We start from the raw sequence: 26,141 nt of genomic DNA, 5'->3' as shown, positions 1-26,141 counted from the left end.
GCGGCACAGGCTGCCGCCGGCAACGACACAGCCCTGCTGCAGCGCGCCCGCGATCTGGACGCCGCCGACCCGCTGGCCGCCTACCGCGGCCACTTCGTCGGCGCCGACGCCGCCCTGTCGTACCTGGACGGCAACTCCCTGGGCCGCCCGCTCAAGCGCACCGTCACGGACATCAGCAGCTTCATCCAGGACAGCTGGGGCGGCCGGCTGATCCGCGGCTGGGACGAGGAATGGCTGGAACTGCCGCAGGCCATCGGCGACCAGCTCGGCAGGGCCGTCCTCGGCGCCGCTGCCGGGCAGACCATCATCGCCGATTCCACCACGGTGGTCCTGTACAAGCTGATCCGGGCCGCGCTGGCCGCGGTCACGGACCCGGCACGCACCGAAATCGTGCTGGACACGGACAATTTCCCCACCGACCGCTACCTCGTCGAGGGCATCGCCCGCGAAGAGGGCCTCACGCTGCGCTGGATCGACGCCGATCCCAACTCCGGCGTGACCGTCGACCAGGTGCGGGCCGCCACCGGCCCCGCCACCGCCGTCGTGGTCCTGAGCCAGATCGCCTACCGCTCCGGGTTCCTCGCGGACCTGCCGGGCATCACCGCGGCCGTGCACGACGCCGGCGCGCTGGTCGTGTGGGACCTGTGCCATTCCGCCGGTTCGGTGGAGATCGCCCTGGACGCCGCCGACGTCGACTTCGCCGCCGGCTGCACCTACAAGTACCTGAACGGGGGACCGGGCTCACCCGCGTTCGCCTACGTCAACAGCCGGCACCTGCCCGGGCTGCAGCAGCCGATCTGGGGCTGGATGGGCCGCAAGGACGCCTTCGAAATGGGGCCCGGCTATGAGGCCGCGGCGGGAATCCGCGGTTTCCTCAGCGGAACCCCGGCGATCTTCGGGATGCTCGCCATGCGCGGCACCCTGGATCTGCTGGAGGAGGTGGGCATGGCCGCCGTCCGGGAGAAGTCCCGGCTGCTGACCGCGTTCGCCGTCGAACTCCACGACGCCTGGCTCGCCCCGGCGGGCGTGGAACTCTCCACGCCGCGGGATCCGGAACGGCGCGGCAGCCACATCACGGTGGACCATCCGGCGTTCCGGGAGTTGACCGCGGCGCTGTGGGAGCAGGATGTCATTCCGGATTTCCGGGCACCGCACGGCATCCGGATCGGGCTGTCCCCGCTGAGCACGTCCTTCGCGGAGCTGTACCGCGGCATGGCCGCCATCCGTGAACGGCTGGCACAGGGCCCTTCCGGGCGGTAGGACCGGCCGTTTCGACAAGATTAGCGGCGTGCCGGTAAACTAAACGTTGGATCCGGCTGCAGTCCGTGGCGGCTGGCTCTTGTTGTGTACGGGCAGCCCCCTCTTCGGAGGAGGAATCTCCGGCGCAGCACCCCCGGCAGTGAGTTACTGATTCGGGCCTCACGGCACATCTCTAGGAGTTATCGTGGCACTTGAAGCCGCTGTAAAGCAGTCCATCATCAAGGATTTCGCAACGTCCGAGGGCGACACCGGTTCGCCGGAGGTCCAGGTTGCAGTCCTGACTCAGCGGATCAAGGATCTCACTGAGCACATGAAGGTGCACAAGCACGATTACCACACCCAGCGCGGTCTGCTGGCCATGGTTGGTCGTCGCAAGCGCATGCTGACCTACCTCAAGAACACTGACATCACCCGCTACCGTGCGCTCATCGAGCGTCTCGGCCTGCGCCGCTAGTCAGCTTTAAGGGGCGGCCCCTTCCGTGACGGAAAGGGCCGCCTTCTTCACACAAAACTCAACAGGAGGATCAACCGCATCACGCATTCGCGGTCTTCGGTAGTGATCTCCGGGAACGGCTTCAAGGGATGAAGCCTGAGCCCGTGGGTCTCGATCGATGACCGGGTGCAGTGCAGGCCAGCCGACAGATGCTGGTCTGGGTTGATGCGGCTGGACTCCGTGAACCATGAAACGGAGGTGACTCTCTATGGAGGGTCCCGAAATCCAGTTCTCAGAAGCAGTCATTGACAATGGACGCTTCGGCAAGCGTGTAATCCGCTTTGAAACCGGCCGCCTTGCCAAGCAGGCAGCCGGCGCAGCGATGGTCTACCTCGACGAAGAGACCGCGCTGCTGTCCGCCACCACCGCCGGCAAGCACCCGCGTGAAGGTTTCGACTTCTTCCCGCTGACCGTCGACGTCGAAGAGCGTATGTACGCCGCCGGCCGCATCCCGGGCTCGTTCTTCCGCCGCGAAGGCCGCCCGTCCACGGAAGCCATCCTGGCCTGCCGCCTGATGGACCGCCCGCTGCGCCCCGCCTTCGTCAAGGGCCTGCGCAACGAGGTCCAGATCGTCGTCACCGTGCTGTCCATCAACCCGGACGAGCTCTACGACGTGGTCGCGATCAACGCTTCCTCGATGTCCACCCAGCTCTCCGGCCTGCCCTTCTCCGGCCCGATCGGCGGCGTCCGCGTTGCCCTCGTCCAGGACGAGCACGGTTCGCAGTGGGTTGCGTTCCCGAAGCACTCCCAGCTGGAGAACGCCGTCTTCAACATGGTCGTTGCCGGCCGCATCAAGAACGACGACGTCGCCATCATGATGGTTGAAGCCGAAGCCACCGACAATTCCTGGAACCTCATCAAGGAACAGGGCGCCACCGCCCCGACCGAAGAGGTTGTTTCCGAAGGCCTCGAGGCTGCCAAGCCGTTCATCAAGGCCCTCTGCGAAGCGCAGTCCGACCTGGCAGCGCGCGCCGCCAAGCCGACCGTCGAGTTCCCGGTCTTCCTGGACTACCAGGACGACGTCTACGCCGCTGTTGAGTCCGCTGCCGCCGCGAAGCTGGCCGCTGTCTTCCAGATCGCCGACAAGCAGGAGCGCGACACCGCCTCCGACGAGCTCAAGGACGAGGTCACCTCTTCCCTGGCCGGCCAGTTCGAAGGCCGTGAGAAGGAGCTGTCCGCAGCCTTCCGCTCCGTCACCAAGCACGTTGTGCGCCAGCGCATCCTCACGGACCAGATCCGCATCGACGGCCGCGGCCTGACGGACATCCGCCAGCTCACCGCCGAAGTTGAGGTCCTGCCCCGCGTTCACGGCTCGGCCATCTTCGAGCGCGGCGAGACCCAGATCATGGGTGTCACCACGCTGAACATGCTCAAGATGGAACAGCAGATCGACTCGCTGTCTCCCGTGACGCGCAAGCGCTACATGCACAACTACAACTTCCCGCCGTACTCCACCGGCGAGACCGGCCGCGTCGGTTCCCCGAAGCGCCGCGAAATCGGCCACGGCGCCCTCGCCGAGCGCGCCATCATGCCGGTGCTGCCGTCCCGCGAGGAATTCCCCTACGCCATCCGCCAGGTGTCTGAGGCCCTCAGCTCCAACGGTTCGACGTCGATGGGTTCCGTCTGCGCCTCCACGCTGTCCCTGCTCAATGCAGGTGTGCCGCTGAAGGCCGCTGTTGCCGGTATCGCCATGGGCCTGGTCTCCGACCAGGTCGACGGTCAGACCCGCTACGCAGCCCTGACCGATATCCTCGGCGCCGAAGATGCCTTCGGTGACATGGACTTCAAGGTCGCCGGTACCGCTGAGTTCGTCACGGCCATCCAGCTGGACACGAAGCTCGACGGCATCCCGGCCTCCGTCCTGGCCGCTGCCCTGAAGCAGGCCCGCGAAGCCCGCCTGCACATCCTGGACGTCCTGAACTCCGCGATCGACACCCCGGACGAGCTCTCCGAGTTCGCGCCGCGCGTCATCGCGGTCAAGATCCCGGTAGACAAGATCGGCGAGGTCATCGGCCCGAAGGGCAAGATGATCAACCAGATCCAGGAAGACACCGGAGCCGACATCTCGATCGAGGACGACGGAACTGTCTACATCGGCGCCACGAACGGCCCGTCTGCCGACGCAGCACGGTCCGCGATCAACGCCATCGCCAACCCGCAGATCCCGGAAATCGGCGAGCGCTACCTGGGTACGGTCGTCAAAACCACGACCTTCGGCGCCTTCGTTTCCCTGACTCCGGGCAAGGACGGTCTGCTGCACATCTCCGAGCTGCGCAAGATCGCCGGCGGCAAGCGCGTGGACAACGTCGATGACGTCGTCTCCGTCGGCCAGAAGATCCAGGTGGAAATCACCAAGATCGATGACCGCGGCAAGCTCTCCCTGTCACCCGTTGTGGCTGGCGAGGCTGGCTCCGAGGACGCCGACAACGCTGAGGTCTCCTTGGAGTCCGCAGAGTAGTTTTTGCTGTTTCAAGGGGCGGGGCCGGTGGATCATCCACCGGCCCTGCCGCCGTTAACGGCGGCCGGCTGCCGGCCGCCGTCGTCAGCGGATCCCCGGGGCCGCGGCCGGACCGTGGGGGCGGTGTGCCGCTGGTACGATTGCAGGCAGATTTGGCACGTGTTTACTGAAAGGCCTTGATGACTGTCGTCCCCCTGCCGCTTGAGCAGAACCAGCACGCTGACACCCTGATCCACGGCGCCGACGGCGGTTCCGAGGTGCGCCGTTCGGTCCTGCCCGGCGGCGTCCGCGTGCTCACCGAAGCGATGCCGGGCCAGCGCTCGGCCACCATCGGTTTCTGGGTCGGCGTCGGCTCCCGCGATGAGGCCCCCGGACAGCACGGCTCCACCCACTTCCTGGAGCACCTGCTGTTCAAAGGCACCAAGCGGCGCACCGCCCTGGAGATCGCCTCGGCCTTCGACGAAGTCGGCGGCGAATCCAACGCCGCCACGGCGAAGGAAAGCACCTGCTACTTCGCCCGGGTGCTGGACACCGACCTCCCCATGGCCATCGACGTCATCGCGGACATGATCACCGGGGCCGTGCTGGACCCGCAGGAGATGGAGCAGGAACGCGACGTCATCCTCGAGGAGATCGCGATGGACAGTGACGACCCCACCGACGTCGCCCACGAACACTTCGTCGGCGCCGTGCTGGGCACCCACCCGCTGGGCCGGCCGATCGGCGGCACCCCGGACGCCATCCGGGCCGTGGCCCGCGACTCCGTCTGGGACCACTACCGCCGTTACTACCGCCCGGACGAGCTCGTCATCACCGCCGCCGGGGGACTGGACCATGACGTCGTCTGCGGCCTTGTCGTCGACGCCCTGCACGCCGCCGGCTGGAGCCTGGAACCCGAAGCGGCCCCCGTGCAGCGCCGCTCCACCGACCGCGCCGCCATCACCGGCACCGCAGGCCTGCACGTCGTGAAGCGCCCGGTGGAGCAGGCCAACATCATCATGGGCTGCCCGACGATCGTCGCCACCGACGACCGCCGCTTCATCATGAGCGTGCTCAACGCCGTGCTCGGCGGGGGGATGTCCTCCCGGCTATTCCAGGAGGTCCGCGAGAAGCGCGGACTGGTGTACTCGACCTACTCCTTCGCCTCCTCCTACGCCGACGCCGGCTACTTCGGCATGTACGCCGGCTGCACGCCGTCTAAGGTGCGGCAGGTCCTTGATCTGCTCGGCGCCGAACTCGACAAGCTGGCCGCGGGCGGCATCTCCGAGGAGGAACTCCGCAAGGCCGTAGGCCAGCTCTGCGGCGGAATCGTGCTGGCCCTGGAGGACACCGGTTCCCGGATGTCCCGGCTGGGCCGGGCCGAACTTGTCTCCGGTGAATACCAGGACATCGACGAGACCCTGCGCCAGATCAAGGCCGTCACCGCCGCCGAAGTCCAGGAGCTCGCCCGCGAACTCGCCGCCGCCCCGCGGACCATCACGGTGGTGGGTCCCTTCGAGGAAACCGAGACCTTCGGCCTCTGAGGACCGGGGCCGCAGAGGCCGCTGCGTTTGGCCCCGCAGGCCGCTGCGTTGGGCCCTGCAGGCCGCTGAGCTGGGCCTGCACTGGCCCGGGTGGCCCGCGCGCACCTAGACAGGGCAGGCGGCGCCGCGTGATGATGGGACGGGTCACTCAGGAGCCCCCATCTGGAAGGACAACATGGACCGGCCGCTGCCCGGCAGTGCACACGAGGCGCTTGAAGCGTTCCTCGGGCATTGGACCGGCACCACGCGATGGGAGGCCACGCCGTGGGGGCCGGCGCGTGCTGCTGCCATCGAGCTGACGTTCGCCCGCGCCGCCGCCGGGCTGGCCGTCACCCACAGCTACCGGCACACGGAAGCCGACGGGACCCGCTTCGAGGGCCACGGGGTGTTCACCATGGACCCGGACCGTCCGGACACTCTCTGGTACCACGTCAACAGCATGGGTCTGCCCCCGGAAGCGCCCGCACGCGCCAGCTGGCAGGATGGCACCCTCACCATGGAACGGCGCAGCGAACGCGGCACGTCCCGGCACACTTTCCGGGTCGACGACGGCGTGCTGACTCACGCTGCCGGACTCCGGCTGGGTTCCGCGAACGAATTCACGCCGTTTATGACCACCGTCTGCCGGCGTGTGGCCATGAATACCGCCGTCCCCGCTTGACGCTCCCTCAGCTGGTGGGGGGCGGCGCTTGGCCCGGGTGCCGCTGATGGTGTCTGAGCATTGTCGAGGTTGCGCATGAGGGTGATGTCTGCGGTTCCTGGCGCGGCGGGGGAAACTGCCATGATTGGGGCGAATTTGCGACACCAGGGCCACAGGCGGTCTTCGTCTAGAGGGAAGGGTCCAACGCACCTGTAAAGGCAACGGGCCCGGCCTCCCGGTGACGTCAAACGCCTGCGCCAGCTCCGAGAAGGTGGGCCCCTGGTGGCGAAGGCGTGCGCCCCGGGGCGCCGAGCTCGGCGCGCAACGTTCACCACGGACGCATGTCGAGCTCCGCCACGGAACCTTCGACCCTGTGTTGCCCCGGTCCTGAGGCATCACGCTGGTACTTGCATTGGAGGCGATCGAGGCCGGCAGGTCCCTGGCTCCGGGAAGGAGGCCCCCACGGAGGCGAAGGTCGGAGAGCAGTTGCCACAGCCGCCCAACGGAGTCGGCACAGCTGAGCAGACCGTTTACCCGCTACGACCGTCCTCCGCAGGCCACGGGCCGCCCCGGCTGAAGGACCCGGAAAGGAAGCCAGCCCTGGACAACAGAGCGGTCAGAAGACTTACCGGGTGGGCTGCTGTCGGAATGCTGGTCTTTTGGGCGGCCCAGTTCCCCCTGTACCTCGCGCACGATCCTTCGGTGGGGATCTATGACAGCTCCGCCGGCGCGGTGGAGGCCTACCGGATCCGCAGCATCATCGTCACCCGTATCCTGCTCGATCTGGGCCTGTACGTGTCGGCAATGATCTTCGCGGCCGGATTGGGCCACCTCATCCGCCGGGCCGATCCGGGGTACGGGTGGGCCATGGCACCGGACCCTGACCCGTCCGTGAACCGCGCGCTGACAATGGGCTACATCCTGATCTGCAACAGCTCCATTGCCTTCGCTATCACGGGCCTTTTCCGCGGTGCCGCCGGCTGGGCGGCCGCCGCTACCGGAGTCCTCCCTCGATGGACTCGGTGGATCGCCTTTGTCGGAGTCCTGCTGTGCGCCGCCGCAGTGCCATCGATGTACGGCGGTCCCCTCGACCCGGCCGGGTTCTACGACGCCGCCGGCTGGGGCCGGGTGGTCGTGGCCAACCTCCCGCCGGCGATCTGGGTGATGCTGGCCGCCGTGCTGCTGCTACGTCGGTCAACCGCGGCGCTGTCCGGAAGGCGGACGGCCGGTGACAATACTAGCGGCCTTCGCGTCCCGACATGGTTCCACCCGAGAGGTGGCCCTTAGGCTGGCCGCCCGTCTCCGGTCGCACGGCCAGGCAGTTGAAGAGCAGCCCTCCACCAGGCGACGGCGATCGAACAGTTCGGGGCCGCGGTCAGCGGCAGTGCGGTGTCTTCCGGCGCATGGCTGCCTCAGGCCCGCGATTTCATCCGCGGACCGCCGTTCCGCCAGCGGAGAGTGTTCGCTCCTGGGCGGGCGATACGGGGACTCCCGGAACTGGGTGGAGTTGGATGCATTCGCGGACGCCATCGCCGGCCACCTCCTAGAAGATGGCACCCCTGCCCGAAACATGGGTGAATGACATTTTGTAGCACTGTAAGCGCAGCAGTTGAGCCCGAAGGCAGGACGCCGATGCGCCGGGCACACCGGAAAGGACGATCGGAATGCAGACGAAAACCCCGCAGCCGCTGGCCGTCGCCGACGGCGTGTACCAGCTGAGCACCGGCCCGGGTCCGATCACCTTCCACGTCTCCCTGGTTCGCGCCGGGCCTGGGTGGGTACTCGGGGACGCCGGGTGGACGCGCACGCCAACCCCTTAGCCCGGTGGGTGCTGCGTCCCCTGCTGAGGCTCCCGCCGCCAGCGGCGCTCCGGGAGTCGGACATGACCGACATCGTGCGTCACGGACGGCCGATCGCCGGACCAAGAGCCGCTGCGCAACGGGCAGACCTTGCTGCCCGCTGCGCCGCCCCGCCAGCGGAGCGGGCGGCGCCCGCGGGGTACTGCAGCGTGGTCGCGAGCCGTGCTGGCGGCCCGGAAGTGCTGCAGGACGTGCCCCGCCGGGTGGGGACACCTCGCCGTGGCGAGGTCAGGGTGCGGGCTGACGCCTGCAGAGTGAGCGCCTTTGATTTACAGGCCCGTCGGGGGCTCGAAGTATCCGCAGCGTTTCCCGTTCGTGTCCGGCTACGCCGTCGCTGCCGGGGACTGCCCAGGCCGCTGCCGGCCGCCTGGGCCACCCTGTATGAGCTACTCGAGGACCGGCGGATCGTCCCACCCATCGCCGGCAGGTGCCCGCTGCCTGAGGCCGCGCAGGCCCATGAGCTGCTGGAGAGCGCGGGCATCGTCGGCGCTCCTGTCCTCCTCGCGCCGGCGGCGGCGCTGCCCGACACCGACTGTTCGGACCGCGCGGCCAAGACAATTACGGCGGTGCCGCCGTGGTGACGGTGTGGGAGCCTGATCCCGCCAGCGGACATCCAGCAGTGAGGCGGCGAAGGTGAAGGGAAGGTTCCTGCGGCGCTGGGTGCTCGCCGTGACGGTCGGGGAAACCCTGGGGTTCGCCGTCCCGGCCGTTGTCGGCATCGCCCTGGCGCAGGCCGGGGCGCCGGGGCCCGTCCTGTATGCGGCGGCCATCGCCGCCGGTGTGGGCGAAGGGCTCCTCTTCGGTCTGGGCCAGTGGATCGGCTTCGGCTCCGACCGGCCGGTGCCCGGCGGGCCCTGGATCGCCGCGACGGCTGCCGGGGCGGGCCTTGCCTGGTCGGTTGGGGGCCTGTTGTTGGTCCTCGATGTCGACTGGCGCTCCGGGCCGGTCCTCGCGGTCGCCGGGCTCGGCGCGGTCGTGCTGCTTGCATCCATCCCCACGCTGCAGTGGTTCGTGCTGCGCCGGACCGTGTCCCGCTGCGCCTGGTGGATCCCGGCAAACATGGGCGCGTGGATGGCGGCCCTGCTGTGGACGTTCGCGCCCTCGCCCCTGGTGGATGAGCGTACGCCGGTGGCCGTGCTCGTGGGCAGCTACACGGTGGCGGGCCTGCTCATGGCCCTCACCGTGGCGCTGCTCTCCGGCCTCGCGGCCAGGCGTCTCGTGCGCCGTGATGGCCATGGGCCATAACAGCTCGCCCCGGATGCCCGAAGGCCGTCGGCATTCGGCGGATCGGGCATGGCAGGCGAGCGTCGCCGTGCAGTGCGGGCGGCCTTCACCGGTGCAGCCCGCCCTGACGGTCCGAGCGATCCCGGACGTCAACCGCTACGCGATTATCATGGGCGGGCCGGGCGCCGCCGCCGTCGCGGACACCGTGGGGGAGGCCCTTGCCGTGGCGTAGTGACCGGACGCTGGCCTTGGTGCCCCTGTCGCTATCAGAGAGCTGACTCCAGGATCCGGGTCCTCGGCGCACCCAGAAGGGCGGGCGCAGCGTCGGAAGAATTCCAGACGTTCGCGCGCAGCCTGCCAAGGAGCGCCTCCGCCTGGTCGCGACGCGCAAAGTCGAGTTCGACGACCACGGACTGCGGATCGTCCACCGGGCGGCTGATCCGGTGCGCGGTGACCCCCGACGCCGCACGGTTCACCGGATCGCGGTCGAACGCGGCCTTCCACACGCCAAAATCCGAAATTTCGTGCTCTATCTGCAAGGTGTACATGCCACTCGTTCCTTCCGGCGCCGTATCTGCAGGTTGCAGGGATGCTTCCAAGCTACGCGCGGCAGGGATGCTGCGGTATCCCAAAAAATCCGGGGGGCGTGGCCGGAAACCGGCAGGGGGCCTAGCCGCCGGCGAACGGCGGCAGCACGTCGACGACGTCGTCCGGCCTCAGCGCCGCCGCACGGTTCCGCACCGCCACCTCGTTGAGCAGGAAGCTGCTCCGGGACAGCAGGCGCGCCAGCGGCGGTGTTCCGGCCGGGGGCTCCGGGCGCTCGACGGCGAGGATCGCCTCCAGCAGCGCGGCCACGGTGGCTCCGGCGGGGAGCTCAAAGCGTTCCTCATCGACGCCGGCGGCAGCGCGCGCGGCAGCGAAATAACGTACGTTCACAGGTGGTTCAGCCTCCGATGGCGCTCATGCTGCGGTCCGGCTGGACGAAGTCCGGGGCATCCAGCCCGACGTGGTCCATGCCGTGGGCCTTGGGCTTGATCCACATGGCGTCCTGCCAGCGCTCGGCGAGTTGTTCGTCGCTCGCGCCTTCGCGGAGCAGCCCCAACAGGTCCACTTCCTCCCGTGAGAACAGGCAGCTCATGATCTTGCCCTCGGCCGTGATCCGGGTGCGGCGGCAATCGGAGCAGAACGGCTCGGTCACGGAGGCGATGATCCCCACGGTTCCCAGCACTTCTCCCGTGGCCTCGGCCGTGCCGGGCACGCGGGCCCGGACCTCGAAGCGTTCGGCCGGGGCGCCGTCGCGGTCCCGCGGATCGGCGCTGAGCACGTAGTCGACCGAGAGCAGCTCGCGGATCTCCGCGGCGGTGATCATGTTCCGGCGGGTCCAGCCGTGGTCGGCGTCGAGCGGCATCTGCTCGATGAACCGCAGTTCGTAGCCGCGGTCCAGCGCCCAGGCCAGCAGTGCCGGGGACTCGGCGTCGTTGATGCCGCGCATCAGCACAGCGTTGAGTTTCACGGGGCCCAGACCGGCGGCCCAGGCGGCGTCGACGCCGGCCAGGACCTTGTTCAGGAAGGGGCGGCGGGTCAGCTGGGTGAACGTTTCCTCGTGGAGGGAGTCCAGGGAGACGTTGATCCGGGACAGCCCGGCGGCCTTGAGCCCGGCGGCCTTCTTGTCCAGCCCGACGGCGTTGGTTGTCATGGAGATCGGAAGGTCAGGGTGGGCCTGGCGGAGCGCCGAGATGATGTCCAGCAGGTCGGCCCGGACCAGCGGTTCACCGCCGGTGAGCCGCAGTTCGCGCACGCCCAGCATGTCAACGCCGATCCGGACGATCCGGACAATTTCCGCCGCGGACATCACCGCCTGCTTGGACAGCCACGCCAGGCCCTCGGCGGGCATGCAGTAGGTGCAGCGCAGATTGCATTTGTCCGTCAGGGACAGCCGCATGTCCGTGGCACGGCGGCCGTAGCGGTCGACCAGGCCGGCGGGCATCCCGGCCGGGCGACCGGACGGCTGCGGGCCGGAGGTGCCCGCGCCGGAACTGTCCTCCGCGCGGGGCTGGGGCATACCAAGCTGAACACTCATAAGGTCAGGCTACGCCACGTCGGCGCCGGCATCACTCCTGTTGGGCCCGGGATTGCGTGGCCCAGGCTGCGCCGTGAGGGCTCCGCTGCGTTCCCGGTGCGTTGCCCATGCCGCTGGCCGCCCCCTGGCCATCCAGGCGGGACGGCGCGAACCTGGGCTCGCGAACCTATGCTGGAGGAGTGAACACCTCCCAGCACGGGCAGCCGGGCACACTCCCCGGCCCCGGCCCGCAAACCCCTGTGCCGCGGACGACGGACCGGCACGCGACCGGCTGGGCGGCCATCGCCGGCGTCGTGGCCGTCGGCACCGGGCTTGCCCTGGGGGAACTCGCGGCGGGACTGCTGAGCCCTTCGCTCTCCCCGGTGACCGCCGTCGGCGGCGCCGTGATCGATGTGGTCCCGCCGGGCGTGAAGGACTGGGCCATTTCGCTGTTCGGCACGGCAGACAAGGCCGCGCTGCTGGGCGGCATGGGGCTCCTCATCGCCGCGCTGGCTGCCCTGTCCGGCATCGTGGAACTGCGGCGCCGCTTCACCGGGGTTGCCATCATTGCCGTCTTCGGCGCGGCGGGACTGGCGGCCGTCCTGAGCCGGCCCGAACTGACCGGCAACGCGATCCCGGCCCCGCTGCTCGCCGCCGCCGTGGGCATGATCCTGCTGCGCTGGCTGATAGACCGGCTGGGGGCGTGGCAGACCGACGCCGGACCTGAAGCCGGACCCGACGACGCCGGACCCGAGGCAGGGCCCGACGCAGGACCCGACGACGCCGGGCCCGAGGCAGGGCCCGACGCAGGGCCCGACGGCGGACCGCCGCCCGTCGGGCCCGGCCCCGCGGCGCAGCCGCCGTCCCGGCGCCGTTTCCTGCAGGCGCTCGGCGGGACCGCCGCCGTCGCCGCGGCCGCCGGTTTGCTCGCCGCGACGTTCCGGGGAGCCGCCGCCGTCGTGAATGAAGTGCGCAGCAAACTCGCTCTCCCCGCGCCCGTGTCGCCGGCCCCGCCGATCCCGGCCGGAGCCGAGGTCCGGCTGGACGGGGTGGGCCCGCTGGTGACCCCCAACAAGGACTTCTACCGGATCGACACCGCCCTGCGCGTCCCGGTGGTGGACCCGGGCCAGTGGACCCTGAAGGTCACCGGCCTCGTGGAGCGCGAAATCTCCCTGGACTTCGCCGCGCTGCTGGCCAAACCCCTGGTCGAGCGGCACATCACCATCGCCTGCGTCTCCAACGAGGTGGGCGGGGACCTGATCGGCAACGCCCGCTGGCTGGGCTGGCCGGTCCGGGACCTGCTGGCCCTCGCCGGCCCGAGGGGCGGCGCGGACATGGTCCTGTCCCGCAGCGCGGACGGCTGGACCGCCGGCACCCCGCTGGAAGCGCTGACGGACAACCGGGACGCGCTCCTGGCTGTCGGGATGAACGGCGAACCGCTCCCGCTGGAGCACGGCTTCCCGGCCCGGCTGGTCGTCCCGGGCCTCTACGGCTACGTCTCGGCGACCAAGTGGGTCACCGAGCTTAAGGTGACGCGTTTCGCGGACGACGCCGGCTACTGGACGCCCCGCGGCTGGAGCGAGCGGGGACCCATCAAGACCTCCTCCCGGATCGATGTGCCCCGGGACGGCCGTCCGGTGAAAGCGGGGACGGTGGCCTTCGGCGGCGTCGCCTGGGCCCAGCACACCGGGATCGGCAGGGTGGAGCTCCGGGTCAACCGCGGCGCGTGGCAGGAGGCCCAGCTGGCCCCCGGGATTTCCCGTGACACCTGGTACCAGTGGAAACTGGAGCTGCCGCTGACGCCCGGCCAGTACGATGTCCAGGTCCGCGCCACGGACTTCAACGGCGCCGCGCAGGTGGAGGAACGCGCCCCGGTGGTGCCCAGCGGGGCCACCGGCTTTCACACGGTTAGAGTTGACGTGAAGTCCTAACCTGCCGGCCACTACGCCGGGCGGGGGAGCCGGGCCGGCGAGCCACGCCAATGGCTCACGACGAGGGGTCACCAACGCATGCACCGCACACAGTCACGGCACGTCACCGTGGAAGCGCACCGCGAGTCCGTCCGCCAGCTGCTGGCCCCGCTCCGCAACCCGGACCGGATCGAACGGCTCCCGCTCCTCGCGGCACTGGGCCGGGGACTCGCCGCGGATGTCGTGGCGCCGCTGGACCTGCCGCCGTTCGCCAATTCGCAGATGGACGGCTTCGCCATCCGCAGCGCCGACGTGCCCGACGGCGGCACTGAACTGGGCGTGGTCGCCCCCGTGCCGGCCGGTGCCGCACCCGCCGAACTCGCCCCCGGGACAGCTGCCCCGATCATGACCGGCGCCATGCTGCCGCCCGGCGCGGACGCCGTCGTGCCCATTGAACAGGCCCTGCCCGCGGTCTTCCCGGCGCCCGGCGTGCCGGCCACGGTCCGGCTGCCCGCCGTCCCGGCCAGGAACTTCATCCGCGACGCCGGCAGCGACATCCGCGCCGGGGAGCTGGCCCTGGCCGCCGGAACCCACCTGGGACCCGGACAGCTGGGACTGCTGGCGGCCCTGGGCTTCACCCGGGTCCCCGTCTACCGGGTGCTGCGGATCCTGCTGGCCACGACCGGCGACGAGGTCGTGGAACCGGGCAGCCCCCTGGGGCCCGGCAAGATTTACGACTCCAACGCCACGCTGCTGGAGTCCTCCATGCGCCAGGCGGGCCTCCACGTCACCCGGACCGGGATCTCCACGGACCGTCCGGAGGAACTCGCCGGCCTGCTGCGCCGGCACGCGGCGGACGTGGACCTCATCGTCACGACCGGCGGTGTCAGCAAGGGCGCCTACGAGGTGGTCCGGCAGGCGATGGAGGGCCACCACGTCGACTTCTTCGGCGTCGCGATGCAGCCCGGCGGCCCGCAGGGGATCGGAACCTTCGACGGCGTCCCCGTCCTGGGCTTCCCGGGAAATCCCGTCAGCTGCCTGGTCTCCTTCGAGATGTTCCTCCGGCCCGCGCTCGGCAGCCTCTTCGGCTCGCCGGCACCCCGCCCGGTGGTCAGGGCACGGCTGGCCGAGGCGCTGGCGTCCCCGGCCGGCAAGCACCAGGTCCGGCGCGGCACCGTCCTTCCCGACGGCACGGTGCGGCTGGAAGGCGGTGCCGGCTCGCACCTCGTCAGCGCCCTGGCCCACTCCAACGCCCTGATCCAGGTCCCGGAAGGAATTGCTGCGCTCGCCGAGGGCGCCGAGGTGGAAGTATGGATGCTGTGAACGAAGAACACCCCGCAACGGGAACCCCAGGCCTGACCCACCTCCGGCAGGACGGCACCGCCCAGATGGTCGACGTGTCCAACAAGGCGGAGAGCACCCGCGAGGCCACCGCCACCGCCACGGTCCGCAGTACGGCCGAGGTCCTGGCCCTGCTCGGCGCGGGCGACCTGCCCAAGGGCGACGCCCTCGCCGTCGCCCGGGTCGCCGGCATCATGGCCGCCAAGAAGACCGCGGAGCTGATCCCGCTGTGCCACCCGCTGCCGATCGCCAAAGTCACGGTCGACTTCGAGCTCGACACCGATACGGTCACAATCTTCGCCACGGTCAAGACCCGCGGGCTCACCGGCGTCGAGATGGAAGCGCTGACCGCGGCCTCGGTGGCCGCGCTCAGCGTGTACGACATGATTAAGGCCGTGGACAAACACGCGGTGCTGACGGACATCAAGGTGCTGGCCAAAAGCGGCGGCAAGAGCGGGGACTGGACACGATGAGCATGCCCGAACCACACCGGCACGGCGAAGCCGCCGGGCGCAAGGCCGGCGTCGTGATTGCCTCCACCCGGGCCGCGGCCGGCATCTATGAGGACCTGACCGGACCGGTCATCATCGACTGGCTCACCGAACACGGCTTCGAGGCCTACCCGGCCCTCGTCGTCCCGGACGGTGAGGCCGTGGGCGCCGCCCTGCGCGCACTCCTGACCCAGGCGCCGGCGGTCATCATCACCAGCGGCGGCACCGGTCTCAGCCCCACCGATGCGACCCCGGAAGAGACCCTGCCGCTGCTGGACCGGGAGATCCCGGGCATCATGGAAGGCATCCGCTCTGCCGGGATGGCCAAGACCCCGCTCGCGATGCTCAGCCGCGGCCACGCCGGTGCCGCCGGCCAGAGCTTCATCGTCAATCTCCCCGGATCCCCGAAAGGTGTGATGGACGGCCTCAGCGTGCTGGACCCCATCATCGGGCACCTCTGCGACCAGCTGGAGGGCGGCCATGGCCACTGACTCAACGTTTGATGTGGTGAGCGCGGTGCTCAGCGCCGAACCCATTTCCGTGGACCAGGCCATCGCCGCGGTCGAGTCCGACACCGCGGGCGCGGTGGTCAGCTTCAGCGGCGTGGTCCGGAACCACGACGGCGGCAAGCCGGTTCAGCGGCTCAGCTACAGCGCGCACCCGACGGCGCACCAGGTGATGGCCGACGTCGTCGCCCAACTCGTCGCCGAACAGGCCGCCGCAGGATCCGGCGGGACGGCCGGTACCGGCAGCGCTCCGGCCCAGCCGGTGCGGATCTGGGTGGCGCACCGGATCGGGATGCTGGAGATCGGCGAACCCGCCCTGGTCTGCGCCGTCTCCGCCGCGCACCGGGGCCAGGCCTTTGCGGTCTGCTCCGAACTCGTGGACCGGGTCAAGGCCCAGGTGCCGATCTGGAAGGAACAGTTCTTCACCGACGGCACGGTCGAGTGGGTCGGCGCGGGCGCCTGATCCGGGCCCACCCCACGGGCCCCAAAAGCTCGGAATCAGGGCCCGCGGCGGGCCTGTAACGCAGGGCCGCCGGTGCCGGCCGGCACCGGTGCCGGCGGTAGGGTTGATGGCATGACCGAACAACTCGCAGTCGCCGTGCTGGGCGCGAACGGGCGCATGGGCGCCGAAGCGGTGGCCGCCGTCGAGGCCGCCGCGGACCTGAAACTCGTCGCCGCGCTGGGCCGGAACGACTCCCTGGACACCCTCGTCGACGCCGGAGCCCGGGTCGTGGTGGACCTGACGGTCCCCGGGAGCACCGAGGCGAACGTCCGCTTCGCCGTCGAACACGGCCTGCATGCCGTCGTCGGTACCACCGGCTGGGACGCCGACAAGCTGGGCCGGCTCGAGGAGCTCCTCGCCGGCCAGGCCGGCGTCGGAGTCCTGATCGCACCGAACTTCGCCCTCGGCTCGGTCCTGGCCTCCGCGTTCGCGGCCAAGGCCTCGCGCTATTTCGAGTCGGTGGAAATCATCGAACTGCACCACCCGGAGAAGGTGGACGCCCCGTCCGGAACGGCCGTGCGCACGGCGCAGCTGATCGCCGCCGAACGTGCCGCCGCCGGCCTCCCGGCCAGCCCCGACGCCACCACGAGCGGGCTCGCCGGTGCCCGCGGCTGCGAGGTCGACGGCGTCCGCGTCCACAGCGTCCGGCTCCGCGGCCTCGTGGCGCACCAGGAAGTCCTGCTGGGCGGGCCGGGGGAGCAGCTGACCCTCCGGCACGACTCCTTCGAGCGGGCCTCGTTTATGCCCGGCGTGCTGCTGGGCGTGCGCAATGTCGCCTCCCGGCCGGGCCTCACGGTGGGCCTGGACGGCTACCTGGACCTGGGGCTTTGAGCGCCGTGGCCAGCGTCCTGACCGCGTTCAACGCCAACCGCACCAAGATCTGGGTCGGCGCCGTCACCCTCCTGCTGGTCTTCTACCTTGTGGTGGCCTTCCAGCGCGCGGTGCTGCTGATGACGGACGCCAACCCGGTGGCGAAGGCCCTTGGCGTGGCGTACCTGCTCCTGCCGGTGATCGGAGCGTGGGCACTGGTCCGCGAGCTGCTCTTCGGCGCCCGTACCGAACGGCTGGCGAAAATCCTTGAAGCCGAGGGCGGCCTGCCGGTGGACAACCTGCCGCGCACCCCCGCCGGCCGGATCATCCGTGAGGCCGCGGACGTGGAATTCGAGAAGTACCGGGCCGAGGCGGAAGCCGCGCCGGAGGACTGGCGCTCCTGGTTCCGGCTCAGTTGCGCCTATGACGCCGCGGGCGACCGCAAACGGGCGCGCGCCTCGATGCGCGACGCCGTCCGGCTGTACCGCACGGGGTCCCGCCAGGCCTGAAGTTAGCGGACGAGGGCCGGCTGGGAGCGGCCGAGCTGGTTGGCGGCATGCGCCACCCACTCCAGCGGCCCCCGCCACGCCAGGGCCGCGAACATTCCGCCCAGGCCCAGGACCGCCGCGGCCTGCACCCAGTAGAGGACCTCGACCGTCCACCCGGACGGCAGCGGCTGGCCGTACAGCGAGGCCATCACGCACAGGTGGGCCGTGTAGAAGCTCAGGGTCATGGCGCCGACGCCGCGCAGCGGGAGCAGCACGTCCACCCCGATCCGCTGGACCAGCCGGCCCAGGAGCAGGCAGAGGCCGACGGCGGCCGCCGCCACCCCGGAGGTGTGCAGCAGATCCAGTGTGGTGCCCGAATGCGGGGCACTGGAGGCGAGCCACCAGCCGGAGCCGGTCTGGTCCACCCCGGCGAGGTTGACCTGCAGGAGGCTCTCCAGCGGATACGAGGGGTTGCGCAGGGTCTCCTGCAGCGCCGCCCGGCCGCCCCAGTCCTCCATCATCACCACGCTGAACCACTTCGCCAGGACCGCCACCGCGGTTCCCACCGCCAGCAGCAGGACCGGGACAGCGGCGGTCGTGAGGGCCAGCCTGCCGATCGCAAGGCCGATCAGCAGGTAGGCGATCCACTGGAGGACCGGGTAGTAGCCGGTCAGGAACAGGTCCCCGAGGAGCACGGCGGGGGTGGACAGATCCTCCCACTTGGGGTTGTGGCCCAGCTGCAGCGGCGGCTGGGCGGCCAGGAGCCAGGGCCGCAGCAGGAAGGCGAGCGCCGGGCTCACGAGCACCCAGCCGGCAGCCAGCACCAGCAGGGGTTTGACGTTCATGCCGAGGAATGGCAGCACGCACAGGAACAACACGGCGTAGTGGACCAGGATGATGGCGATGTTCACTTCGAGCCCGCCAATGGAGAGCCCGACGGCGCCGACCACCAGCGCCCGGAGCGCGATGCCCCGCCGGGCCGCCCACAGTTGCGGCCCCCGGAGCGGCTGCTGCTTGCCGGTGGACAGTGCCAGTCCGATTCCGGCGAGGACGGCGAACAAGGCCGAGGCGCGTCCGGAAAACACCAGCCCCACCCATGTGGGGGAGAGTTGGGCGTTGGACTCGAAAGTGGGAAATACATGGGTGGCCATCATGCCCAGCAGGGCCAGCCCGCGGGCCGCGTCGATGCCCGACAGCCGCGCTGCGGGGCCGCCATTTTTCCCGGCTCCGGCGCTGCTTCCGGCCCTGCCCCGGGCGGTCCTGGCTGAGGAGGCTGTTCCGCGCGGGGTCATGTCTCGATCGTCTCATATCCGCCGGTGCGGCAGCCCGTCCACAGCTGGGGGGCCGCGGCCCTCTTGTATTCGAATATATGTTCGAATAGCATGGCTCCATGAACAACACACCAGAGCCCGTCTTCCCCGCGTCCGGGACGCGCCGCCCCATCGGTCCGGAGCAGCGCGTCCCGGACGCGGGGTCCGGTGTCCTGAAGGCAATGAGCCCCGGCGTCGTGGATTTCCTCTTCCGGCAGTTGGTGGCCGGCGAAGCCGCCGAGGACGTCCAGTGGCAGCGCGAAGGCACCGTCCTGTCCGCGCAGGCCCCGGGGGCCGAACTTGCCCGCCGGCTAGCCGAGACCGACCTCGAATCCCTGACCCCCACCGAGCTGTTCCATTATGTGCGGGCCGCCCAGCGCCTCGCGGCCTGGGCCGAGTCCCTGCGCGAAACCGCGGTGGGCTGCTACTGCACCGCCCCGCCAGGCGGTGATGCCCCGGCAGCCTGACGCTGCGGCTGCAACGTCTCCCCGTCCGGGGAGGGCCTGCCCTTGGCGGGGCGCGGTGCCTAGGATGGCAGGGTGATCACCGCGCTGACGCTCTCCGCCATCCAGTACACGGCCCTCGACGGCGGCATTCCCGCCAACGTTGCCGAACATATCCGGCTCATCGAGGACGCGGATGACCACGGCGCCCGGCTGGTGGTGTTTCCCGAGCTTTCACTGACCGGCTATGACCTCGCAGGGCTGCCGGACCCGGAGCGGTGGGTGACCGCCGCGGACCCGCGGCTGGACGGACTGCGGGAAATCTGCCGGCGCACCGGGATCACAGCAGTCGTCGGTGCCCCGTTCCGGGAAGCGGACGGCACTCCTAGGCTGGCCTCGCTCGCCCTGCACCCCCACGGTGGACTGGACACCGGATTCAAGGTGTGGCTCCACGGCCCGGAGCAGCAGTTCTTCCTCGCCGGGGGCCACACGGTCATCCTGGACCTGGACGGCTGGAAGATCGCCCTGGCCATCTGCCTGGACGCCGCCCATCCGGTTCCCGCCGGCGAGGCGGCGGACGCCGGCGCCGACATCTATGCCGTTTCGGCCCTTTACACCGCCGGGGAGGATCACCGGCTGGCCCTGCATCTGGGAGCGCGCGCCATGGACAACCGGATGTTCAGCGTGCTGGCCAACCTCGGCGGCAGCACCGGATCCGGTCCCTCGGCGGGCGGGAGCGGTTTCTGGGGACCCGGCGGACTTCTGATCCGGCAGGCGGCCGGCACGGGGACCGAAGTGCTGACCGCGATCCTGCACCACGGAGACCTGGACCGCCATGTCCGGGGACGCCCGGCCCGGGAACTCCGGGCCCGGGGCGCGTCGTGCCCGGAATAGTCCTGCCCCGGCCTCCCGGGGGCCGGCCGCCGGATGAGGCATCGGGGCCGGGTTTGATCTTCATCACGTGGCCGCCATTGTCATATCACGCCGGGTACAGGGTAACGTTTTTCATATGGCTGACTCTGATACCCGCTCTTACACGTTCGGAACCCTTGTGACCGCCATGGTCACGCCTTTCACTGCCGACGGTGAGGTCGACTATCAGCGGAACGCCGAGCTGGCCAACAAGCTCGTGGACGAGGGCAACGACGCCCTCGTGATTTCCGGCACAACGGGGGAGACCTCCACCCTGGAAGACGACGAAAAGGAAAAGCTATTCCGGGTCATCGTGGAAGCCGTCGGGGACCGGGCCAAGGTCATCGCCGGAACCGGCACCAACCACACCTCGCACTCGATCGAAATGGCCAAACGCGCCGCCAAAGCCGGAGCCCACGGCCAGCTGATCGTCACGCCGTACTACAACAAGCCGAGCCAGGCCGGCATCCAGGCCCATATCGAAGCCGTCGCCGACGCCGCCGACCTTCCCGTGATGGTCTATGACATCCCCGGCCGCTCCTGCGTGCCGATCCTGCCCGAAACCATGATCCGGCTCGCGGACCACCCCAACATTGTGGCTCTCAAGGATGCCAAGGCCGACTTCGCCGCCGTCACCCGGGTCCTCGCCAACACGGACCTGGACGTCTACTCCGGCGACGACGGGCTGACCCTGCCGTGGATGGCAGCGGGCGCCGTCGGGCTCGTCAGCGTCTCCGCGCACGTCGCGACGCGGCGGTTCCGCGCCCTGATCGATGCCGCACTTGCGGGCGACTTCGCCACCGCCCGCACCATACATTTCGAACTGGACCCCGTGGTCCGTGCAGTGATGACCCATATTCAGGGTGCTGTTGCTGCGAAGCAAGTTCTTAAGTGGCAGGGAGTCCTGCCCAACTCGGTCGTCCGTTTGCCCCTCGTGGAGCCGGACGAAGCTGAGATCGAAACCATCCGCGAGGACTTGGCGGAAGCCGGAATGGTCTTTTCCTGATCAGGTGTTCCTCCTGATGAGTAGAGACCAGGCCGGTCACCGCCTGGAAAGTAGTGCATTATGACCCAAACCGCCCTTCCCGGCCTTGTCACGCCGCCGAAACTGCTCAAGGACACCCTGCGGATCGTTCCGCTCGGTGGCCTGGGGGAGATCGGCCGCAACATGACCGTTTTCGAAATCGACGGCAAGCTGCTCATTGTCGACTGCGGCGTCCTCTTCCCGGAGGAGACCCAGCCCGGCGTGGACCTGATCCTGCCCGATTTCTCCTACATCAAGAACCGCCTCGATGACATCGTCGCCGTCGTTCTGACCCACGGCCACGAGGACCACATCGGCGCCGTCCCGTATCTGCTGCGCCTGCGCGCGGACATTCCCGTGGTGGGCTCCCGGCTGACGCTGGCCCTCATCGAGGCGAAGCTGCTGGAACACCGGATCAAGCCGGTCACCCAGACCGTCACCGAGGGACAGGTCCAGAAGTTCGGCCCGTTCGAATGCGAATTCGTCGCCGTCAACCACTCGATCCCCGACGCCCTCGCCGTGTTCCTCCGCACCTCCGGCGGCACGGTGCTGCACACCGGCGACTTCAAGATGGACCAGCTGCCGCTGGACGGCCGGATCACCGACCTCCGCCACTTCGCCAAGCTGGGTGAAGAGGGCGTGGACCTGTTCATGTCGGACTCCACGAACGCCGACGTGCCGGGCTTCACCACCGCCGAGAAGGAAATCGGGCCCACCCTGGACCGGCTCTTCGGCCAGGCCTCCAAACGGCTGATCGTCGCGTCCTTCTCCTCGCACGTGCACCGCGTCCAGCAGGTCCTCGACGCCGCCGCCAACCACAACCGCAAGGTGGCCTTCGTCGGCCGGTCGATGGTCCGCAACATGGCCATCGCCGAGAAGCTCGGCTACCTCGAGGTGCCCCCGGGCATCCTGGTCGACATCAAGAACATCGACAACCTGCCGGACAACCGCGTGGTGCTGATGTCCACCGGTTCGCAGGGCGAGCCGATGGCGGCCCTGTCCCGCATGGCCAACGGTGACCACCGCGTCGTCGTCGGCCAGGGCGACACCGTCATCCTCGCCTCCAGCCTCATCCCGGGCAACGAGAACGCCGTGTACCGCATCATCAACGGACTGCTCAAGCTCGGCGCCGACGTGATCCACAAGGGCAACGCCAAGGTGCACGTCTCCGGCCACGCCGCCGCCGGCGAGCTGCTGTACTGCTACAACATCCTGGAGCCGCTCAACGCGATGCCGGTGCACGGCGAAACCCGGCACCTGATCGCCAACGGCAAGATCGCCCTGGACTCCGGTGTCCCCGAAGAAAGCATCCTCCTCGCGGACAACGGCACCGTCATCGACCTCAGGGACCACCAGGCGGACATCGTCGGCCAGGTCGAGGTCGGATTCGTCTACGTCGACGGCTCCAGTGTCGGCGAAGTCACGGAAGCGGACCTGAAGGACCGGCAGACGCTCGGCGATGAAGGCTTCATCTCCATCATCACGGTGATCCACCGGGCCACCGGCAAGGTCGTCTCCGGCCCCGAGATCCACGCCCGCGGCGTGGCCGAGGACGATTCCGTCTTCGACGAGATCATCCCCAAGATCAATGCCGCCCTGGAAGAAGCCGTGCTCAACCGCTCGGACCACACCACGCACCAGCTGCAGCAGGTTGTCCGACGGGTGGTCGGCACCTGGGTCAACCGCAAGCTCCGCCGCAAGCCCCTGATCATCCCGGTGGTCCTGGAGGCGTAGGCACCGCCGGTCCGCTCGCGGGCCGCAGCAACTTGCTTCACCATGACGGCCTTCCCGGCCCGCCGCAGGCTTTCGCTTGCGGCGGACCGGGAGGGCCGTTTTTGCGTGCCCGGCCGGCAACATGGTCCCCGTGGGGGCCCGGAAATCCGCGGTTTTCGGCCTGGAGTCAGGTACCGTAGCGGGTATGGCGACACGTACTTCCTCCGCGCCTAGAGGAAACCCCAGCGGTAAATCAGGCAGCTCTTCGGCTCGGGGCTCCGGCCCGGCTGCGTCCAAAACCACCAAGCCCTCCGGAGCAACGGGTACCGCGCGCACCCGCCAGCTGGCCGCCGTCGAACCCAGACAGCCCTGGCTGGTCCGGGTGGTGGCCGGGGTCTGGCTGGGCGTTGCCCACGTCGTCGGGGCGGGAATCCGCCGGATCGGCTACGACGTCAGCGACCTTGCCCCCGGGGACCGCCGCGACGGCGCAGCCCTGTTCAACCTCGCGCTCGGGGTCTTCGTTGCCACCTTCGCCTGGTGGGGCCTGCAGGGCTGGTTCCCGGACATGGTCTACGGAATCGTCAACGGCACCTTCGGCTGGATGTCCCTGCTGCTGCCGCTCATGTTGATTGCCTGCGCCTTCCGGCTGTTCCGCCAGCCCGTCGATGGCCGCGGCAACAACCGGATCGGGATCGGCTTCCTGATCATGACCTTCGCCGGCACCGGCCTGGCCCACATCATTGGCGGGGAACCGAGCGTCGCCGAGGGATTCGACGGGCTGCGCCAGGCCGGCGGCATGCTCGGCTACCTCGCCGCCGCCCCGCTGGCTGCCATCCACCCGGCTGTCCCGCTGGCCGTTTACAGCCTGCTCGCCTTCACCTCAGTGCTGATCGTCACCGCCACCCCGTTCGGCGCCATCCCCAACCGGCTGCGCGGCGCCTATGAGCACCTCATGGGCATCGACCTGCAGGACCAGGAAGCCGACGCCGGCGGCCATGACCGCAGCTACCTCTACGAAAACGACGCCCCGGCCCCGGTCAAGAAGAAGCGCCGCCGCCTCTTCGGCAAGGACCAGGACGAGGACACCGGACTCGAAGGCTACGTTGGCGACGAGGCCTTTGAACGGGCGCTCATTGCCGACGAGGAAGCCGAAGCGGCCCGAGCCGCCGGTGGCGCCAAAACCGGCTCCAAGTCCGTCGCGCCGGGGGTGCGCCGTCCCACCCAGGCCGAACTCGCCGTCGAGAAGATTAAGGCAGCCCAGGGGCTGGGCAGCTCCGCCGGAGCGGCCGGGGACAACGCCACCGAGGCGATCCCGCTCGTCACCCCCGGCATGGTGGCCGCCGGTTCGCTGAACCCGGCAGCCCCCGCACCGGGCGCCGCCGCCGTCGCAGCCGCCGCGCAGGTCCCCTCCAAACCCGTCGTCCCGGCACCGCTGCCCACACCGATTCCGCAGCGCACCGAACAGCTGTCGCTCGCCGGCGACGTGACGTACACGCTGCCGCCGTCGGACGTGCTGACACCGGGCTCCATCCCCAAGGAACGCACCGAGGCCAACGACGCCATTGTCGCTTCACTGACCGAAACCCTGAACCAGTTCAACGTCGAGGCGCAGGTCACCGGCTTCAGCCGCGGCCCCACCGTGACCCGCTACGAGATCGAACTCTCCCCGGGCACCAAGGTGGAACGCGTTACCGCCCTGTCCAAGAACATCTCCTACGCCGTCGCCAGCTCGGACGTCCGCATCCTGAGTCCCATCCCCGGCCGGTCAGCGATCGGCATCGAGATCCCCAACACGGACCGCGAGACCGTGTCCCTGGGTGATGTGCTCCGCAGCCAGAACGCCCGGCGGACCGAGCACCCCATGGTGATCGGCGTCGGCAAGGACGTCGAGGGCGGCTACGTCGTCGCTAACCTCGCCAAGATGCCGCACCTCCTGGTGGCGGGCGCCACCGGTGCCGGCAAGTCGGCGTTCGTGAACGCCATGATCACCTCGATTCTGATGCGCGCCACCCCCGACGAGGTCCGCATGGTCATGGTGGACCCCAAGCGCGTGGAACTGACCGCCTACGAGGGCGTCCCGCACCTCATCACGCCGATCATCACCAACCCCAAGAAGGCCGCCGAGGCCCTGCAGTGGGTGGTCCGTGAGATGGACGCCCGCTACGACGACCTCGCGAACTACGGCTTCAAGCACATCGACGACTTCAACAAAGCCGTCCGGGCCGGCAAGGTCCACCCGCCCGAGGGGTCCAAACGGGTCATCCGCCCCTACCCCTACCTCCTCGTGATCGTCGACGAGCTCGCGGACCTGATGATGGTCGCCCCGCGCGACGTCGAGGACTCGATCGTCCGCATCACGCAGCTGGCGCGTGCCGCCGGCATCCACCTGGTGCTCGCCACCCAGCGGCCCTCCGTGGACGTCGTCACCGGCCTGATCAAGGCCAACGTGCCCTCCCGGATGGCGTTTGCGACCTCCTCGGTCACCGACTCCCGGGTGGTCCTGGACCAGCCGGGCGCCGAGAAACTGATCGGCCAGGGCGACGCGCTCTTCCTGCCGATGGGCGCCTCGAAGGCCATGCGTGTCCAGGGCGCCTGGGTCACCGAATCCGAAATCCACAAGGTCGTCGAGCACGTCAAGGGCCAGCTCAAGGCCGACTACCGCGACGACGTCGCCCCCGAGGCGCCGAAGAAGCAGATCGACGACGACATCGGCGACGACCTCGAGGTCCTGCTGCAGGCCACCGAGCTCGTGGTCACCACCCAGTTCGGGTCCACCTCGATGCTGCAGCGCAAACTCCGGGTCGGCTTCGCGAAGGCCGGACGGCTCATGGACCTCCTCGAATCCCGCGGTGTGGTGGGCCCCTCCGAGGGCTCCAAGGCCCGCGACGTCCTGGTCAAACCCGATGACCTGGCGACGGTTCTCGCGGCCATGAAGGGTATGGAGGTCCCCGCCATCGCCGACGCCCAGACCGCGGCGCTGAGCGAGAACGCCAACGCCAACGTCGCCCAGGGCGGCTACGCGGAGGATCTCGTTGCCGCCGACCTGGACCGGCGCGGCCAGAGCAGGGAATACTTCGACGGCGCTGACGGCGCCAACGGAGGCTCCGGCGGCCCGGACGACGACGACGAGGGTTCCGAGGACGCCTGGTCGCTCACCGGACGGTAGCCTAGGAAG

Annotated in this window: 24 protein-coding genes; 20 read left to right on the top strand and 4 right to left on the bottom strand. The window is 69.5% G+C overall.

The annotated features are described in order from the left end of the window. The first annotated feature begins 33 nt into the window (after positions 1-33). The 8 genes from QK291_RS07770 to QK291_RS07735 all read left to right on the top strand — a co-directional run bounded on the left by QK291_RS07770 (position 34) and on the right by QK291_RS07735 (position 9,478). Entirely contained in the window at positions 34-1,260 is a 1,227-nt protein-coding gene (locus QK291_RS07770; RefSeq protein ID WP_282380833.1) for an aminotransferase class V-fold PLP-dependent enzyme, read from the top strand. Between the two features lie 184 nt (positions 1,261-1,444). Next, the gene (gene rpsO, locus QK291_RS07765) at positions 1,445-1,714 is read left to right on the top strand and encodes a 30S ribosomal protein S15 (RefSeq protein WP_226760651.1); all 270 of its coding nucleotides are present in this window, start codon (positions 1,445-1,447) and stop codon (positions 1,712-1,714) included. 247 nt (positions 1,715-1,961) lie between these two features. Further along, positions 1,962-4,211, top strand: a complete 2,250-nt coding sequence (locus QK291_RS07760) for a polyribonucleotide nucleotidyltransferase (protein ID WP_282380602.1) — start codon at positions 1,962-1,964, stop codon at positions 4,209-4,211. A gap of 179 nt (positions 4,212-4,390) precedes the next feature. Beyond that, entirely contained in the window at positions 4,391-5,734 is a 1,344-nt protein-coding gene (locus QK291_RS07755; RefSeq protein ID WP_282380600.1) for a pitrilysin family protein, read from the top strand. A gap of 175 nt (positions 5,735-5,909) precedes the next feature. After that, on the top strand, positions 5,910-6,395 hold the full coding sequence (locus tag QK291_RS07750; RefSeq protein WP_282380598.1) for a DUF1579 family protein: 486 nt from the start codon (positions 5,910-5,912) through the stop codon (positions 6,393-6,395). A gap of 627 nt (positions 6,396-7,022) precedes the next feature. Next, positions 7,023-7,661: a hypothetical protein gene (locus tag QK291_RS07745; RefSeq protein WP_282380596.1), complete on the top strand. Its 639-nt coding sequence runs from the start codon at positions 7,023-7,025 to the stop codon at positions 7,659-7,661. A gap of 377 nt (positions 7,662-8,038) precedes the next feature. Next, positions 8,039-8,194 carry a hypothetical protein gene (locus tag QK291_RS07740; RefSeq protein WP_282380594.1) on the top strand — a complete coding sequence of 52 codons (156 nt, stop codon included), beginning with the start codon at positions 8,039-8,041 and terminating at the stop codon, positions 8,192-8,194. A 672-nt stretch (positions 8,195-8,866) separates the two neighbouring features. After that, on the top strand, positions 8,867-9,478 hold the full coding sequence (locus QK291_RS07735) for a hypothetical protein (protein WP_282380592.1): 612 nt from the start codon (positions 8,867-8,869) through the stop codon (positions 9,476-9,478). Positions 9,479-9,723: 245 nt separating this feature from the next. On the opposite strand, the gene QK291_RS07730 is transcribed toward QK291_RS07735, so the two are convergent. The 3 genes from QK291_RS07730 to moaA form a co-directional block, all read right to left on the bottom strand. Beyond that, positions 9,724-10,005: a hypothetical protein gene (locus QK291_RS07730; RefSeq protein ID WP_282380590.1), complete on the bottom strand. Its 282-nt coding sequence runs from the start codon at positions 10,003-10,005 to the stop codon at positions 9,724-9,726. A gap of 121 nt (positions 10,006-10,126) precedes the next feature. After that, complete coding sequence (locus tag QK291_RS07725) at positions 10,127-10,393, bottom strand: MoaD/ThiS family protein (RefSeq protein WP_282380588.1); 267 nt, start codon at positions 10,391-10,393, stop codon at positions 10,127-10,129. Between the two features lie 7 nt (positions 10,394-10,400). Further along, complete coding sequence (gene moaA / locus QK291_RS07720; protein ID WP_282380586.1) at positions 10,401-11,537, bottom strand: GTP 3',8-cyclase MoaA; 1,137 nt, start codon at positions 11,535-11,537, stop codon at positions 10,401-10,403. 317 nt (positions 11,538-11,854) lie between these two features. Between moaA and QK291_RS07715 the strand changes: the two genes are divergently transcribed. The 7 genes from QK291_RS07715 (at position 11,855) to QK291_RS07685 (ending at position 17,585) form a co-directional block, all read left to right on the top strand. Beyond that, positions 11,855-13,447 carry a molybdopterin-dependent oxidoreductase gene (locus QK291_RS07715; protein ID WP_282380832.1) on the top strand — a complete coding sequence of 531 codons (1,593 nt, stop codon included), beginning with the start codon at positions 11,855-11,857 and terminating at the stop codon, positions 13,445-13,447. 78 nt (positions 13,448-13,525) lie between these two features. Then, positions 13,526-14,749, top strand: a complete 1,224-nt coding sequence (gene glp, locus QK291_RS07710; RefSeq protein WP_282380585.1) for a gephyrin-like molybdotransferase Glp — start codon at positions 13,526-13,528, stop codon at positions 14,747-14,749. Next, positions 14,737-15,240 carry a cyclic pyranopterin monophosphate synthase MoaC gene (gene moaC, locus QK291_RS07705; protein WP_282380584.1) on the top strand — a complete coding sequence of 168 codons (504 nt, stop codon included), beginning with the start codon at positions 14,737-14,739 and terminating at the stop codon, positions 15,238-15,240. The genes glp and moaC overlap by 13 nt, the downstream gene beginning before the upstream one ends. Further along, the gene (locus tag QK291_RS07700; RefSeq protein WP_282380583.1) at positions 15,237-15,749 is read left to right on the top strand and encodes a MogA/MoaB family molybdenum cofactor biosynthesis protein; all 513 of its coding nucleotides are present in this window, start codon (positions 15,237-15,239) and stop codon (positions 15,747-15,749) included. The genes moaC and QK291_RS07700 overlap by 4 nt, the downstream gene beginning before the upstream one ends. Further along, the gene (locus tag QK291_RS07695; RefSeq protein ID WP_282380582.1) at positions 15,739-16,227 is read left to right on the top strand and encodes a molybdenum cofactor biosynthesis protein MoaE; all 489 of its coding nucleotides are present in this window, start codon (positions 15,739-15,741) and stop codon (positions 16,225-16,227) included. The genes QK291_RS07700 and QK291_RS07695 overlap by 11 nt, the downstream gene beginning before the upstream one ends. Positions 16,228-16,338: 111 nt before the next feature. Continuing rightward, positions 16,339-17,097 carry a 4-hydroxy-tetrahydrodipicolinate reductase gene (gene dapB / locus QK291_RS07690; protein ID WP_282380581.1) on the top strand — a complete coding sequence of 253 codons (759 nt, stop codon included), beginning with the start codon at positions 16,339-16,341 and terminating at the stop codon, positions 17,095-17,097. 5 nt (positions 17,098-17,102) lie between these two features. Further along, complete coding sequence (locus QK291_RS07685; RefSeq protein ID WP_282380830.1) at positions 17,103-17,585, top strand: hypothetical protein; 483 nt, start codon at positions 17,103-17,105, stop codon at positions 17,583-17,585. A gap of 2 nt (positions 17,586-17,587) precedes the next feature. Here QK291_RS07685 and QK291_RS07680 read toward each other — a convergent pair whose 3' ends face one another. Further along, on the bottom strand, positions 17,588-18,856 hold the full coding sequence (locus QK291_RS07680) for a heparan-alpha-glucosaminide N-acetyltransferase domain-containing protein (RefSeq protein ID WP_282380580.1): 1,269 nt from the start codon (positions 18,854-18,856) through the stop codon (positions 17,588-17,590). 98 nt (positions 18,857-18,954) lie between these two features. Here QK291_RS07680 and QK291_RS07675 point away from each other — a divergent pair, with 98 nt between their 5' ends. The 5 genes from QK291_RS07675 to QK291_RS07655 all read left to right on the top strand — a co-directional run bounded on the left by QK291_RS07675 (position 18,955) and on the right by QK291_RS07655 (position 26,132). After that, positions 18,955-19,341 (top strand): hypothetical protein, encoded by a 387-nt coding sequence (locus tag QK291_RS07675; protein WP_282380579.1) that lies wholly within the window; start codon positions 18,955-18,957, stop codon positions 19,339-19,341. A 72-nt stretch (positions 19,342-19,413) separates the two neighbouring features. Beyond that, complete coding sequence (locus QK291_RS07670) at positions 19,414-20,211, top strand: carbon-nitrogen hydrolase family protein (protein ID WP_282380578.1); 798 nt, start codon at positions 19,414-19,416, stop codon at positions 20,209-20,211. Positions 20,212-20,326: 115 nt separating this feature from the next. After that, positions 20,327-21,235 carry a 4-hydroxy-tetrahydrodipicolinate synthase gene (gene dapA, locus QK291_RS07665; RefSeq protein WP_282380577.1) on the top strand — a complete coding sequence of 303 codons (909 nt, stop codon included), beginning with the start codon at positions 20,327-20,329 and terminating at the stop codon, positions 21,233-21,235. Positions 21,236-21,295: 60 nt separating this feature from the next. Further along, the gene (locus QK291_RS07660; protein ID WP_282380575.1) at positions 21,296-22,987 is read left to right on the top strand and encodes a ribonuclease J; all 1,692 of its coding nucleotides are present in this window, start codon (positions 21,296-21,298) and stop codon (positions 22,985-22,987) included. Between the two features lie 184 nt (positions 22,988-23,171). Next, positions 23,172-26,132 carry a DNA translocase FtsK gene (locus QK291_RS07655; protein WP_282380573.1) on the top strand — a complete coding sequence of 987 codons (2,961 nt, stop codon included), beginning with the start codon at positions 23,172-23,174 and terminating at the stop codon, positions 26,130-26,132. Positions 26,133-26,141: the final 9 nt, after the last annotated feature.

Origin of the sequence: Arthrobacter sp. AL12, from assembly GCF_029960645.1 — a bacterium.
Classification (GTDB): Bacteria; Actinomycetota; Actinomycetes; order Actinomycetales; family Micrococcaceae; genus Arthrobacter.
This window is presented reverse-complemented; position numbering and strand designations above follow the sequence as displayed.

Excerpts from the sequence above, each read along its gene's own strand:
- QK291_RS07760 (WP_282380602.1), top strand. The coding sequence starts at position 1,962 with ATGGAGGGTCCCGAAATCCAGTTCTCAGAAGCAGTCATTGACAATGGA.
- QK291_RS07755 (WP_282380600.1), top strand. The coding sequence starts at position 4,391 with ATGACTGTCGTCCCCCTGCCGCTTGAGCAGAACCAGCACGCTGACACC.
- QK291_RS07750 (WP_282380598.1), top strand. The coding sequence starts at position 5,910 with ATGGACCGGCCGCTGCCCGGCAGTGCACACGAGGCGCTTGAAGCGTTC.
- QK291_RS07745 (WP_282380596.1), top strand. The coding sequence starts at position 7,023 with ATGCTGGTCTTTTGGGCGGCCCAGTTCCCCCTGTACCTCGCGCACGAT.
- QK291_RS07740 (WP_282380594.1), top strand. The coding sequence starts at position 8,039 with ATGCAGACGAAAACCCCGCAGCCGCTGGCCGTCGCCGACGGCGTGTAC.
- QK291_RS07730 (WP_282380590.1), bottom strand. The coding sequence starts at position 10,005 with ATGTACACCTTGCAGATAGAGCACGAAATTTCGGATTTTGGCGTGTGG.
- moaA (WP_282380586.1), bottom strand. The coding sequence starts at position 11,537 with ATGAGTGTTCAGCTTGGTATGCCCCAGCCCCGCGCGGAGGACAGTTCC.
- glp (WP_282380585.1), top strand. The coding sequence starts at position 13,526 with ATGCACCGCACACAGTCACGGCACGTCACCGTGGAAGCGCACCGCGAG.
- moaC (WP_282380584.1), top strand. The coding sequence starts at position 14,737 with ATGGATGCTGTGAACGAAGAACACCCCGCAACGGGAACCCCAGGCCTG.
- QK291_RS07700 (WP_282380583.1), top strand. The coding sequence starts at position 15,237 with ATGAGCATGCCCGAACCACACCGGCACGGCGAAGCCGCCGGGCGCAAG.
- QK291_RS07695 (WP_282380582.1), top strand. The coding sequence starts at position 15,739 with ATGGCCACTGACTCAACGTTTGATGTGGTGAGCGCGGTGCTCAGCGCC.
- dapB (WP_282380581.1), top strand. The coding sequence starts at position 16,339 with ATGACCGAACAACTCGCAGTCGCCGTGCTGGGCGCGAACGGGCGCATG.
- QK291_RS07680 (WP_282380580.1), bottom strand. The coding sequence starts at position 18,856 with ATGACCCCGCGCGGAACAGCCTCCTCAGCCAGGACCGCCCGGGGCAGG.
- QK291_RS07675 (WP_282380579.1), top strand. The coding sequence starts at position 18,955 with ATGAACAACACACCAGAGCCCGTCTTCCCCGCGTCCGGGACGCGCCGC.
- dapA (WP_282380577.1), top strand. The coding sequence starts at position 20,327 with ATGGCTGACTCTGATACCCGCTCTTACACGTTCGGAACCCTTGTGACC.
- QK291_RS07660 (WP_282380575.1), top strand. The coding sequence starts at position 21,296 with ATGACCCAAACCGCCCTTCCCGGCCTTGTCACGCCGCCGAAACTGCTC.
- QK291_RS07655 (WP_282380573.1), top strand. The coding sequence starts at position 23,172 with ATGGCGACACGTACTTCCTCCGCGCCTAGAGGAAACCCCAGCGGTAAA.